Source organism: Pseudoalteromonas sp. G5_S1_54_S4, assembly GCF_054968565.1.
In genome coordinates this window covers 44,470-57,434 of sequence record NZ_JBQKUL010000009.1, presented here as the reverse complement: position 1 = coordinate 57,434, position 12,965 = coordinate 44,470, and the positions used below count along the sequence as shown (strand labels likewise).

At 39.2% G+C, this 12,965-nt stretch carries 15 protein-coding genes; 4 read left to right on the top strand and 11 right to left on the bottom strand.

The features are described from left to right. Positions 1–296: 296 nt before the first annotated feature. The 5 genes from ACTRWE_RS05850 to ACTRWE_RS05830 form a co-directional block, all read right to left on the bottom strand. On the bottom strand, positions 297–1,343 hold the full coding sequence (locus tag ACTRWE_RS05850; protein WP_024601002.1) for a patatin-like phospholipase family protein: 1,047 nt from the start codon (positions 1,341–1,343) through the stop codon (positions 297–299). 93 nt (positions 1,344–1,436) lie between these two features. Then, positions 1,437–2,843 carry an alanine/glycine:cation symporter family protein gene (locus ACTRWE_RS05845; protein ID WP_024601003.1) on the bottom strand — a complete coding sequence of 469 codons (1,407 nt, stop codon included), beginning with the start codon at positions 2,841–2,843 and terminating at the stop codon, positions 1,437–1,439. A gap of 332 nt (positions 2,844–3,175) precedes the next feature. Then, complete coding sequence (locus ACTRWE_RS05840) at positions 3,176–4,171, bottom strand: patatin-like phospholipase family protein (RefSeq protein WP_462879634.1); 996 nt, start codon at positions 4,169–4,171, stop codon at positions 3,176–3,178. Between the two features lie 212 nt (positions 4,172–4,383). Continuing rightward, positions 4,384–5,376: an LLM class flavin-dependent oxidoreductase gene (locus ACTRWE_RS05835; RefSeq protein WP_128583734.1), complete on the bottom strand. Its 993-nt coding sequence runs from the start codon at positions 5,374–5,376 to the stop codon at positions 4,384–4,386. A 144-nt stretch (positions 5,377–5,520) separates the two neighbouring features. Continuing rightward, positions 5,521–6,267: a siderophore-interacting protein gene (locus ACTRWE_RS05830; RefSeq protein WP_128583733.1), complete on the bottom strand. Its 747-nt coding sequence runs from the start codon at positions 6,265–6,267 to the stop codon at positions 5,521–5,523. A gap of 103 nt (positions 6,268–6,370) precedes the next feature. On the opposite strand from ACTRWE_RS05830, the gene ACTRWE_RS05825 reads away from it, so the two are divergent. The 3 genes from ACTRWE_RS05825 (at position 6,371) to ACTRWE_RS05815 (ending at position 8,529) form a co-directional block, all read left to right on the top strand. Beyond that, positions 6,371–6,790, top strand: coding sequence for a MarR family winged helix-turn-helix transcriptional regulator (locus ACTRWE_RS05825; protein ID WP_128583732.1), 420 nt, complete (start codon positions 6,371–6,373; stop codon positions 6,788–6,790). 81 nt (positions 6,791–6,871) lie between these two features. Then, entirely contained in the window at positions 6,872–7,285 is a 414-nt protein-coding gene (gene umuD / locus ACTRWE_RS05820) for a translesion error-prone DNA polymerase V autoproteolytic subunit (RefSeq protein WP_010388819.1), read from the top strand. Then, the gene (locus ACTRWE_RS05815; RefSeq protein ID WP_462879633.1) at positions 7,273–8,529 is read left to right on the top strand and encodes a Y-family DNA polymerase; all 1,257 of its coding nucleotides are present in this window, start codon (positions 7,273–7,275) and stop codon (positions 8,527–8,529) included. The genes umuD and ACTRWE_RS05815 overlap by 13 nt, the downstream gene beginning before the upstream one ends. Here ACTRWE_RS05815 and ACTRWE_RS05810 read toward each other — a convergent pair. The 5 genes from ACTRWE_RS05810 to ACTRWE_RS05790 all read right to left on the bottom strand — a co-directional run bounded on the left by ACTRWE_RS05810 (position 8,526) and on the right by ACTRWE_RS05790 (position 10,510). Next, positions 8,526–8,981: a hypothetical protein gene (locus tag ACTRWE_RS05810; protein WP_008468096.1), complete on the bottom strand. Its 456-nt coding sequence runs from the start codon at positions 8,979–8,981 to the stop codon at positions 8,526–8,528. The genes ACTRWE_RS05815 and ACTRWE_RS05810 overlap by 4 nt on opposite strands. Before the next feature lie 185 nt (positions 8,982–9,166). Continuing rightward, positions 9,167–9,685 carry a DUF4240 domain-containing protein gene (locus ACTRWE_RS05805; RefSeq protein ID WP_013463337.1) on the bottom strand — a complete coding sequence of 173 codons (519 nt, stop codon included), beginning with the start codon at positions 9,683–9,685 and terminating at the stop codon, positions 9,167–9,169. Then, positions 9,682–9,876, bottom strand: a complete 195-nt coding sequence (locus ACTRWE_RS05800; RefSeq protein ID WP_008468098.1) for a YwbE family protein — start codon at positions 9,874–9,876, stop codon at positions 9,682–9,684. The genes ACTRWE_RS05805 and ACTRWE_RS05800 overlap by 4 nt, the downstream gene beginning before the upstream one ends. 130 nt (positions 9,877–10,006) lie before the next feature. Then, a complete protein-coding gene (locus tag ACTRWE_RS05795) occupies positions 10,007–10,297 on the bottom strand; it encodes a hypothetical protein (RefSeq protein ID WP_033103166.1) in 291 nt (96 codons plus the stop codon). 3 nt (positions 10,298–10,300) lie between these two features. Then, the gene (locus ACTRWE_RS05790; protein WP_013463335.1) at positions 10,301–10,510 is read right to left on the bottom strand and encodes a hypothetical protein; all 210 of its coding nucleotides are present in this window, start codon (positions 10,508–10,510) and stop codon (positions 10,301–10,303) included. 100 nt (positions 10,511–10,610) lie between these two features. On the opposite strand from ACTRWE_RS05790, the gene ACTRWE_RS05785 reads away from it, so the two are divergent. Beyond that, positions 10,611–11,414 (top strand): ion transporter, encoded by an 804-nt coding sequence (locus ACTRWE_RS05785; protein ID WP_171046529.1) that lies wholly within the window; start codon positions 10,611–10,613, stop codon positions 11,412–11,414. 32 nt (positions 11,415–11,446) lie between these two features. Here the strand turns inward: ACTRWE_RS05785 and ACTRWE_RS05780 are convergent, their stop codons facing one another. Further along, positions 11,447–12,892: a methyl-accepting chemotaxis protein gene (locus ACTRWE_RS05780; RefSeq protein WP_462879632.1), complete on the bottom strand. Its 1,446-nt coding sequence runs from the start codon at positions 12,890–12,892 to the stop codon at positions 11,447–11,449. Positions 12,893–12,965 lie beyond the last annotated feature (73 nt).

The following is a 12,965-nucleotide window of genomic DNA, read 5'->3' as shown; positions in this document are numbered from 1 at the left end:
TATCAGCTATCAGCTATCAGCTATCAGCTATCAGCTATCAGCTATCAGCTATCAGCTAAAATAATTTAACGCTTATAAAATCTATTATTCAATGCTTATTATTCTCTTTTCATTGTGTAATGAATATCAGAAAATATGTATAAAATATTTAAAGTACAAAAAAACTTAGAATATTTATTTATCCGACCTAAAAAGCTAGCTATTAAATATATTTAAAACTTAAACACTTTAATATAAAGGCTTACACTCTTTTATTTATATCGCTTGAGATGGTTATTTTAATTTTTAAAGTTAAATTAGTTATATAACTTCAAATCAAAATTCTCAGCATTTAATTTTTTATCAAACGCCTCAGCCAGTTTCTCAGTTTCACTAAAAACGGTGTTCCAATATTTAATACGCGTGTCTGCATCAAGATCAGTAAAGTCGTTTCTGTCTGGGATTTTTCCGTAAGGTAAACCCGCGACAAATTCTTTTGATGGGGTGATCATCACAACGTTATCATAATTTTGTGGTGCGACTTTTCGTTTTAAATTTTTATCAAACCACCCTGCTTTTGGATCTGAATTAAAATGCGGATACAAAATTAAGCCTGGGTTATTAATTTTTAAATCAAAGTGGTAATCAATAATGCCGCCATCGCGGTAAATTCCTGGTGGCGAACCAGCAATATTTTTTATGCCTTGCATTACTAGTGGTATAGAGCCCGATGCCAATAAGGCATCTTTTAAATTAGTTTGGCTAAGGACTATGTTTTGCGTTTTAAAATTGTAACTGTCGGTAATACTTAAATTACTATTGGGCGCGCCAAAAATAAAACGCTCATATTGCGAGCCTAATAATTTTCGATTAATGCGGTTAAGCATATAACTTTTTGATAAACCTAAAAGCTGTATTAATTTATGCTCACTGGCAATAAAGCCGTTAGATTTTGCGACAATAAAATGCGCTTTAAATACCGGATTATTTATAATTTCAGTGACACCGTTATCACCAAACACATCTTCAAGTAATGCGCGGGCTTTAGTGGTAATTTCAGTTGGGGTGGGTTTATTACTAGAATATCGGGTTTGCGAATACGATTTTGCTAAACGTTCAATGGCTTTAACTGGATCGTTTTGTGCAAAACACGCAGAACGAAAAGCCCCTGCCGATGAGCCAATTAAATTAAGCGGTTGGGTGCGATGTTTAAAAAATTCGCCAAATATATATTTGTCTAAGCCAAATAAGGTAAACCATTTAGGGCCACCACTTGCCCCTAAAAACGAGGTAAAAAGCTCGGGTTTAAACCCTTGTTCGTTTATTATTTTTGCTGCAGTTTTACCTGCAAAAATGTCGATCATCTAAAAATACTACCTGTAGAGTCGCAGTTTAATGTTGTTAAAGCCAAACTTAAAAATGAATACTTATGCAATATAAAATTTTAAACTTTAATCTTAATCCCAAATTCCGTCTTCACATTTGCCCTGCACTTTTACGTTTTTTACCTTAAACTCAGGCTCTATGCCTTTGTCTCTTTGTGCGTGGTAGTCGTTAGTAACAGACAAAATAGTCGGTGTTAACAGTATAATAGCGATTACGTTCACCACTGTCATTAACCCTAGGGCAATATCGGCTAAATCCCATACTTGTTTTAAGGTGGCTGATGCGCCCCACAACATCATTGATAAATAAAGCAAAGTATAAATACCGCGCCCTACTTTGTTATCAAGCTTAAATAGGTGCAGGTTACTTTCAGCGTAGGCGTAGTTAGCAACCACCGAGGTAAAAGCAAATAAAGTAATGGCAGCGGCTACAAAATACACGCCACCTTGTGCTAAATGTGAGGTCATAGCGGTTTGGGTTAAACGAATGCCTTCCATTTCGCCGCTTATGTTCACATCGGCCAATAAAATAATAACCGCGGTACAGCTACAAAGTACAATGGTGTCGAAGAACACGCCTAGCATTTGTATGTAACCTTGGGTAACCGGGTGGTTAGGTATGGGGCTGGCACTTGCCGATGCATGCGGCACACTACCTGCGCCTGCTTCGTTTGAATATAAGCCCCGTTGAATACCATTTTTAATCGCCGCCCCCATTGCGCCTGCTCCCGCTTCTTGTAAGCCAAACGCGGATAAAAATATATCTTTTAGCATACTGGGTACTTGGGTAAAGTTAATCAGTGTAATTACCACAGCAACAAGCACAAACACGATGCCCATAACAGGGACTACTCGCTCAGCAAAACGGGCAATAGCTTTAAATCCACCTAAAATAATTGAACCGGCTAACAAAGTGATCACGATGCCGGAATAGTGTGTGGGAATTTCAAAGGCATAATTAAGCGCATCGGTAATGGTGTTGGTTTGCATGGCGCTAAAGGTAAAGCCGTAACCTAAAAATAAACAGGCGGCAAACACAATAGCAAACGCACGGCTGCCTAAGCCTTGTTGAATATAATACGCAGGGCCACCTCTAAAATCGCCATTACTATCACGAATTTTATAAATTTGCCCAAGGATGCTTTCTGCAAAACCGGTCGCCATACCCAGTATGGCAATCACCCACATCCAAAATATGGCGCCACTTCCACCAAGTGATATAGCAACAGCCACACCGGCCAAATTACCAGTACCAACACGCGCACAAAGCCCCGTACATAAAGCCTGAAAGGAGCTAATGTTATTTTTATCACACTTGCTACTGCCTTTTAGCAAGCTAAACATATGTGTAAATTTAACGAGTTGAATAGCTTTTAAACGCACAGAAAACCATATGCCAGCAAAAAGTAAAATGTAAATGAGTACTTGGCCTTCGCCCCATAAAAGGCTATTTACACTTTTGATCAGCGTGTCGAACATCAGGCTTCCTTTTTATTATTATTTGCCACGGTATTAATTTAGCGACGTGAGTGTTTAAGTTTAGTAGAGACTTAGCCACTTTATAATAAAGCTAATTAGATGTGAATTATTTTTCTTTATTGGTGAATATAAATTCACCCAGCAAACTAATTTATATTGCAGTGTAATTGCTGATGTAAAAGGAATGTTTTAGAAAGGAATTAGTCGCGTGCTTTAATAACCGTTAGCGCATTATTTTCGAGGTAAAAAACCGAATATTTCTCACGGCTAAATGACTGCCATGAGAACACAGTAAATGCTGATTTATTATCTTGCTGATAATAAACACACAGCTACGCTATGTAGCTGTGTTTATAATCATGCTGATCTGGATGATGGTTTTTTAAGTAGTTATGGCCTGCTGCTAAACCAAGTTTATAGTCAAATCGTAAGTCATCATTTGAGCTGCCTAATAACTTACTATACAACTTTTGATTTGCAAAAATTTGGATTATTTCTACATCTTTTGGTGGGTTAGTAATAAATGCTAACTCATCTTCGTAGGCTTGCTCATGTTGTAATAAGTAGTCTATTGTTTTTGGGCAATAGCCAGATACTTCAACAAATGATTTTAATTTACTTACCCATGCTGATTGAGCCTGAAAGGCTTCATCAACGGTGCGTATAACCACAATTTTGCGTGCGCCACGATTATAGGCTTCGCGTACAGGAAGCGGTGCGGCAAGGCCACCGTCTAAGTAAAAATCAGACTCTGACTGTATCTCGGTCTTACCTAATTCATTTGCGGCTAATGCATTTAGCCACGGCGTCAATTTTACACCTTGCTTATATAAAAATGGCAGTGCACTTGACGCTTTTAATAGCTCTCGCCATTGTTGGCCTTCCCCTGTTGGGGATAAAAAATAAGGTTTGCGATCACGGGCATTGGTTGCAGTAATTAATAGCTCACGGTCGCCTAAACTGGCTTTAGCAGTTTTAAAATCAAGCGCTCTGTTCACTTCGGTGGTTTTATCAAAGTACCAATCTAGGTCAACAATATGTTTACCCATTAAGCCGCGACCTAATTGAAAAAAACGTTTATGACGCGAAAGGCCTCTGATCAGGCGTTTAGCATAGCCTTTTTGACGTGCCAAATAGCTTGTTAAGTTTTGAGAGCCTGCAGATGTGCCAATAAATAAGTCAAATGGATCATACTCTTGCTCTAACCAAGCATCGAGTACACCCGCGGTAAATATCCCTCGTTGTCCGCCACCTTCTGCTATCAGCGCTACTTTTGGCTGCACTGAGTTGTTGCATGAATGGGGTGTCGTACTATTTTGAGATTTCACGCTTTACCTTCCTATTTATTTAGCTGAATTGTGTTGCATACCCTTATAATAATCGTTCAATATTCATAATTAAAATTGATTGTTTAAATCAGTTCTATTGAAAAAATAGAACAAGCTTTTTCATTGCCACTTTTTAAAATAATACAAAATGGCCACGACTCAATTAACTTTAATCTGTTTAATAGCATAACAAGCGTAGAGTGTACGCTTGCTTAACCGTTTTTTATTTGCATTAAAATTTCAAGCGCTTTATGGCGTTTTTCATTATTAAATAAGTCGTTGGTGAATATAAGCTCATCAACCCCTAATTGATTTACAATCATTTCTAACTTGTGTTTAATACTGGCTGGCCCACCGGTAACACTTAACCCTAAAAAGCTCTCAACATGAGCGCGCTCTTGTTCGCTCCACAAACCTTCCATTGTTTCTACTGGGGGTTTTAACCACAGCTCGTCGCCTCTAATTAACGATAACACTCGCTGTTTGGATGTAGTTGATAAATACTGTGCTTCTTCATCTGTATCTGCAGCCACTAAAGGTAATGCCAACATGACATAAGGCTTAGCTAATACATTTGATGGTTTAAATTCTCGTTTATACAAGGCTATTGCATCATGCACAAAACGCGGTGCAAAGTGCCCCGCAAATACATAGGGTAATCCTTTTTGTGCAGCTAACTGCGCACTAAATAAACTTGAACCTAAAAGCCAAATGGGAACATTGGTGTTTTCACCAGGTATTGCTCGCACGCGCTTAGTTCCCTCATAAGGGCCCAATAATGTTTGTAACTCGCTCACTTCATTAGGAAAGTTTTCAGCACGACTGATATCGTTATTTAATGCACGACTTGTCACAGGATCGCTACCTGGAGCGCGCCCTAACCCTAAATCAATTCGACCTGGGTATAAACTTTCTAAGGTGCCAAATTGCTCAGCAACAACTAAAGGAGCATGATTAGGTAACATAATTCCACCCGACCCTACGCGTATTTTTTTAGTGTGACCGGCTATGTGCCCCACCAAAATTGAAGTAGCCGCACAAACAATCCCAGGCATATTATGATGCTCGGCTAACCAAAAACGATTAAAACCGAGTTCCTCAGCTTTTTGTGCATAGGCTGTACTTTTATTTAAGGTGTCACTCACAGTGGCGCCTTTAGGCATAGGCGCCAGTTCTAATAACGAAAAAGGAATAGTTGATAACAAAGTAGTACCTCCAAATTAAATAGCGATTTATAGCGCTAGCCATAAATAATGAGTCTATGCTAAGAGATGGGTGTGTATGACAGTCAATTCAAGGCGCCTTGCCTTTTAAAAGCTAAATAGCGATGTGATTGAACAAAAATTAAGTTAGCTATTTTTAGCAGCAGCGTGTTGGCGCTTTAGTTTATAAGCTTCTGAATCAAGCCCTTTTTTCCAATAGCCCGATGCAACAATTTGACTGCGCGGTATAGCTAATTCATCAGTTAATATGGTTTTTGCTTTACGGACTAATCCGGCTTCAAGTGCCATAAATACAATAGGTTGTTGCTCACTAAGTGGTAGCGATTTTAATGCGTTTATCATATCTGTATCGGGGTTATTTGTTATTAACCAAGTTACATCACGCGAGGAGTCTAAGCTAATCACATCATCTTTTGTTGGTGCATGAATAATCGCGTCAATTTTTGCGTTTATAGGCAATTGTTGCACGTAGCCTTTAATTGCATTAACCGAAGTTAAATCGCCAAGTAATAGATAATATGAATGATCATAGTTATCCAACTTTTTAGGGCCTGGCCCTGCTATACCCACTTCATCGCCTACTTTTGTTTCTTTAGCCCAATTAGTGGCTGGACCTTGGTGCATATTTATCACAAAGTCGAGGGTAAGTGCACCAGTGTGCTCATCAACATGTCTTATAGTGTATGAACGCATACACGTAGTTTTAATATTAAAGTCAACGAGGCCATTTTGTGGAATAAGCACCTTAACGTAGTTACCAATGTATTGGGCACTCAGGTCGTTAAACTCATCTGAGCCAACAATAATGCGTTGTAGATGTGGGGTTATTTGCTTTGTGCTTAATACGGTTGCTTTGCGTACTTTTTTACCCATATAAATTTACCTCATTAAAAAAGATGAATTGCACAACGCCCCATTGGTTGATAAAATCAACTATAACGATTTAATTGACTTTGTCAACTATAATGGAGTTATTATGAACTCATCAGTGGCTAATACATTATTTGCTTTAATGCAAAATTATCGCGTTACCATACGCGAAGCCATTAATGCAGGTGAGCTTGGGTTAAACGCGATGCATGTGCGTTGCCTGCATATTATTGCAGCGACACCTCAGTGCACTGCTAACGATATTGTAAATCAAACCCAACGCGACAAAGCCCAAATAGCACGGTTAGTGAAAGAACTGCTCGCGCTAAACTTAATTCATAAAAATGCCAGTGAGCATGACAAGCGTTGTTTTATTCTGTCGTTTACCGCACAAGGGTGCACGCTTTACGACAAATTATTAAACGCTGAGCAGCATGTAAATGCGCAAATGTGTAAAAACTTAAACCCACAGCAAATCAATGACTTTTTACATACTGCCCAACAAATGATCAAAAACATGGATTGATCTACCATTCATTACTTGGCATAACTGATACAAAACGCATATACTGTACACTTATACAGTATATGCATTTTAGGTTGTGTTATGTTTGTTATTCCCATTTATATAGAGGCCGGTGTTTGCGGGTTTGAATCGCCTGCAGCGCAGTATAGTGAGTTAGGGATATCACTTGACGAGCTATTAATAAAACACCCAGATGCTACATTTATTGGCGTTGCCTCAGGGTGTTCTATGCAAGAAATTGGTATTTTTGAGGGCGACTTACTGTTAGTTGACCGTGCAGAGATTCCTAAAGATGGCGATGTTATTGTGGCGAACTTAAATGGTTTATTTGTATGTAAGTTGCTAGATAAAACCAATGCGCGGCTGCTCTCGGCTTCTGCTGCTTATAAACCCGTGCAATTAACCGAATCTGATGAATTTCAGCTTGAAGGCGTGGTAACTCGCTCAATTAGATTACATCGGCAAAGCCCTGAGATACTTTCATGTATGCCTTAGTTGATGCGGTTGCTTTTTATGCCAGTGCTGAAAAGGTATTTGACCCCGCAATTCGTTCAAAACCAGTAGTGGTGCTTACCAATAACGATGGCTGCGTATGTGCGGTATGCCCTATTGCCCGTAAGCTTAATATTCCTAAATTTGGCCCCTACTTTAAAGTAAAGCAATTACTAGCAAAACATCAGGTCGTAGTGCGCTCATCTAACTACGAACTATACGCTAATTTAAGCGATAGAATGATGAACGTTATTGCTCGCTTTTGTGATACCCAGCATATTTACAGTATTGACGAATCGTTTTTGCACTTTAAAGGCTATCAGCCATTAATCACCGATTGGCACCACTACGGTCAGCTAATTAGACGTACAGTATGGCGCGAAACCAAACTCCCTGTTGGGGTTGGTTTTGGGCCAACACCAACCTTAGCCAAAGCCGCGAATCATGCTGCTAAAAAGCTAACTGGCTTTAATGGGGTTGCCGTGATTGATGATGAAGCAAGCCGACAAGCTATTTTACAGCAAATGCACTGCCAAGATGTTTGGGGGGTGGGCAAACGTATAGCTAAGAAGCTGGCGCTAATGAATATTAATACCGCATGGCAGCTGGCTGAGCAAAGTCCAAGAACAATTCGTCGTCAATTTAGCGTAGTGCTTGAGCGTACAATTAAGGAGCTCAATGGCATTACCTGTTTAAACTGGGATGATGTGCGCCAAGACAAACAAGCTATTTTTTCAACGCGTAGTTTTGGCCAGCGCCTTAGCGATCCTGATGCAGTGAGAACCGCATTAATAAATCATGCTAGTGTAGTTGCACAAAAATTAAGAGCGCAACAGTCGCTCACTCATCGTATTTATATTTTTGCTGCCAGCTCATCACATGAACACGCCTTTTATAAAAAGTCAGTTATGCATCAATTTGATCCGCCTACTAACGATACTCGCGTTATGGCCAATGCGGTATCAAAGAGTTTTGAGCAAATATATCAACCGGGAATTCGATTTTATAAATGTGGTGTGGGCGCATTAGAGCTCAGCCCGCAGCAGTTTCAACAACATCATTTATTTGATAAGCAAACCGATAACCCGCAGTTAATGAGCTGTTTAGATGCTATTAATCATAGATACGGTAAAGGAATGCTTAGCGTGGCGAGCAGCCAATTAAATGATCATTGGCATATGAACAGGGCTTTTTTATCGCCGCAATACACGACTCGTTGGCGTGATATTCCAAAAATACAGTGTTAGTCGGCAACTTTAATAAATTCACATTCTACACTCGGATTGTCCAATGTGTATTTAAGCGTATTGCTGGTTAAAAAAGTAATGCTTTGTTTAATCGTTCCTTCATGGATAGGATTATCACAGCGGCTCATGCGTAAGCTATTTTCTAGGCCATCTGTTTTATATTTTAGCGAGCTGGTAATAAAACAATAATTTGGTTTTTCAATGGTACGAGTACCATTGTGTAAGGAGTTAAACAAAATCTCTTTGCCTAAGCTAAAACCTTGCTCAGGATCTTCAGGGTTATTAAATTGTAATCGGCTATTAGTACATAACCCAGAGTTACTTGAGGTCACTTCGTAATTACCCAGCTTAGTTTGTAACAGCGGAATAAAGCGAGTTTTATTACTTGGGCCTGCTACTGCATAGCAGCTAAAAAGGCTTATGGTAAGTAAAACCAGTGTGAAAAATTTCATTATAGGCTCTATCCTCGTGTATCAAATATGATCAAGCACTGTGACTATGCTTAGCTATTTCTAACTATAACAGAGATTTACTATAAAAGATGTGAAGGATAGCGCAAGCTGTATCAAAACCTAAGCAACATAAAATGCATTACTCATAAACCCTAAGTAATGCATTAATAGTCAAAAGTGAGCGATTACTGCCAATACTTAGCAAATAATTGCGGGTAATTTTGTTTTAAAAACTTAGGTTTGTCTTTAAAGCGCTTACCTTTAGGTTGTTCAAGCCCTGAGGGGATAAAGGGTAACTCATCGTCATTACGTTCTTCATATAACAAACCTGCAATTAGGTCATACTCATCTAAATACGGGTAAGGTTGCTCGTTTAAAAAATAAAGTGGTGTGCACTGTGCAAGGCTATCGGGGTTTTCTAACGCTGCTTTAAATACCGCTTCACCCCGAGAAATTAGCCAACAACGAAATTCAGAAAAACCATATTCATCATTACAACCAGCTATTACAAACGCCGCACCAAATAAATCCCAAGTATAACTTTGGCGCATACAAATACTAAACTGTTTATCAAATTCAATAAGCTGCTCGTCGGATAAATCACTCAATGCAGCCTTAAGGGATTGGCATACAGACTCAGGCTCTGCGGTTCTGTCGTTTACAGTTACCAATCGCCAAAAATCAGTTAAGGTTAAATCGCTCATGCAATGATCTCTTTTACCCGACCTACTTGACCATCTTCTAACTGTACTTTAATACCGTGCGGATGATTAGGTGACTTAGTTAATAAACGCGACACAATACCATTGGTTAAAGTACCACTGCGTTGATCTTGTTTAAGCACAATATTAACCTCAGTGCCGGGTGTTATTTGTGAACGTGTTGGAACAGCCATATATAATCTCTTTTGCTATTTTTGGGGATTATAGCCTGCTTAATAAAATCACTCCATATTAAAGCTTTTAAAGGCCCTATAAAGCATAATTCAAGCTAATGTGAAGAATAAACAAAACCCATCGTACACATTATGGCTGCTTAGAAAATGAAATGGCATTGGCTTTAATATGTATGTTCAAGCTGGCTAACGCATTACAAATAAGCTGCTCAATGTAATAAAACTGATTTTTTTGTTTAGCCTGCTCTAGTGCAATATCATCGATAAAATAACAACTTACTTTAAACTTAGAAGGTAAATTGTTTAAGTCTGCTGAATGGGTAAGAAAGCTAAAGTCCTCCACAGTATCTTTTATTTGCTCACAAGCGAGCGTTAATTGCTGACGAATACGTTTATCTAGCTGCTTTTGGGTTTTGGTCATCGTTTATTGCTGCTCGCGAGCTTGTTGTTCTTTAAATTCTTTGTAACTGTCTTGCTGTTGTTTAACACACTCATGGTATTCCTTATCTGCCATGTAGCTGCATTCACCCAACCGCGCTGATTGAATTTCATGGTAGCGGCTATCGCTGCTACATCCCGCTAACACCAATAATGCGGATAACGAAAATAGATATTTTAACTTATTATTTAACATTCAAAATTCCTACTATTTTAACGGGAAAACTACTGATTTTCGTTATTTTTGCTGTATATTGCACTGGTTTTGTATTTATAACCGTTAAGGGCACGTTATGATGTTGTCGCAGTTACAAGAGCTGTTCCAGCGTATCGATAAAAGTAAACTATTTCAATCATTTGTTATTGCAGTTATTGTTGTTTCTGCATTGACCGTGGGCGCACATACTTATTCATTGCACCCAACCGCCGAACTCGTTCTACATTGGATGGATATAGGCATAACGGTGTTTTTCTTAATTGAACTGATTATTCGCTATATTGCCAGCAAAGGTATCAAGGACTTTTTCTCCAAAGGTTGGAACATTTTTGACTTCATTATCGTGATCGGAAGTTTATACCCCGCGGCAGGCTCTACTATTTTTATTGCTCGACTACTACGCATTTTCCGCGTACTACGTTTAGTGTCTATGATCCCAGAGCTGCGCTTATTAGTGAACTCACTAATAAAAGCCATCCCGCAAATGGGCTATATCGCGCTGCTAATGTTTGTGATTTTTTATATTTATGCTGCCACAGGTAGCATGTTGTTTGCTGAAATAAACCCAGTACTGTGGGGCGATGTCTCTATTTCTATGCTTACTTTGTTTAGAATCGCCACCTTCGAAGATTGGACCGACGTGATGTACGAAACCATGGCGGTATACAAATTAAGTTGGATTTTTTACCTAACCTTTATCTTTTTAACTGCATTTGTGTTTTTAAATATGATGGTTGGCGCTATTTTAGAAGTGATGAGTGAAGAGCATCGCAATGCACGAGAAGAGCAAGCCGATATAGACTCACTCCCTGCCACCCAAGGCCAAGTAAACGAATTAAAAGCACAACTAGCAGAATTAAAAGAACTACTTAAAAATAAGTAGCAGGGATAAAAAGGGCATGCATTTGCTTGCCCTTACACTTTAAATTTACCCACCAACCCCGTTAAAATTGACGAAAGACGATTCATTTCGTTGCCGTTTTCACTGGTGGTCACGGCAATATCACTCACCTCATCAGCCGCATTTTTAATTTCAGTAACATTGCGGTTTATATCTTCAGCTACATGTTGTTGCTCTTCAGCAGCGGTGGCTATTTGGGTATTTAAATCGCTAATATGAACGATAGATGCCGTGATCTCACTAAATTGTTGCTGCGCCGAATGCGCAAGCTCTACGGTTTTATTAGTGGTTTCTATACTGCGTTGCATACCTTTAGAAACTTTAGATGACATAGTGCGTAGTTTATCAAGCTGTGAAGCCACTTCTTCGGTAGACTCAGCGGTTCGTTGCGATAACGCGCGTACTTCGTCGGCCACCACAGCAAAGCCGCGTCCGTGCTCACCGGCACGTGCAGCTTCTATTGCAGCATTTAAGGCCAATAAGTTAGTTTGTTCTGAAATACCGCGAATAACACTGAGTATCGACATAATGTTTTCGCTTTCAGTATCTAGCTGAGTAATATCTGCTGAGGCATTGTTTATTACATCACATAGCTGAACCACACTTTCCACAGTTTGTGTAATAACCGATTGCCCCAAGTCTGATGCTTGCTGTGTTTGAACAGCCAAATCCGCTGCATTTGCACAACTGCTAGACACTTCGTTCGCGGTGGCAGCCATTTTATTAATAGCCGTAGCTGCCATCTCTAAAGCTTGTTGCTGTTGGCTGGTGGAGCTTGTTAATTGTGCCGCTTGCGATGAGGTTTGTGATGAGGTTTTACTTACATTTTGCGCGCACTCATTAATTTGAGTTACCAGCTCGCTGATCAAGTTTAAAAATAAATTAAAGCTATTAGCCAGTTTAGCGGTTTCATCTTTGGTTTTTATTGTTAAGCGTTGGGTTAAATCACCGCCACCTTGCGATATTTCAGTTAAGCCATCACTCACTTCAACAATAGGGGCTGATATTAATTTAGAAATATAACTCGCTATAGCAACAAATACAGCAATTAATATCGCACTAATAACCAATATGGTATAAGCCATGGTATTCGCCGTGCTCATCACTTCGGCTTTCTCTACTACCCCAATAAACTTCCAGCCTAAGGTAGCAGAGGTATGAATATTAGCCATATATTGTTTACCATCTATCTCTACATCAAACAGCCCTTGGGTATTTTTAGCTAAGTCGGCGTATTTTCCCCCCTCAATATCTGCTAAGTTTTTAAATCGGTAATCTGGGTGTTTAACATCCACCAGCACACTGCCACTATCTTCAATCAACATTAAATAACCGGTTTCGCCTAATTTAATATCGGCAATAATATCGGTAAGCCCGCCTAATGATACATCCATTCCTTGGGCGCCAATTAATTGCCCGTTATCAATAATCGCTTTAACCGTAGTTATACGATGTTGCAACGTAAAATTATCACGCCTATTTTACAAAAAAAACTTGCTATATTCAGGTATGAGAGATGGTAAAGCGATCATC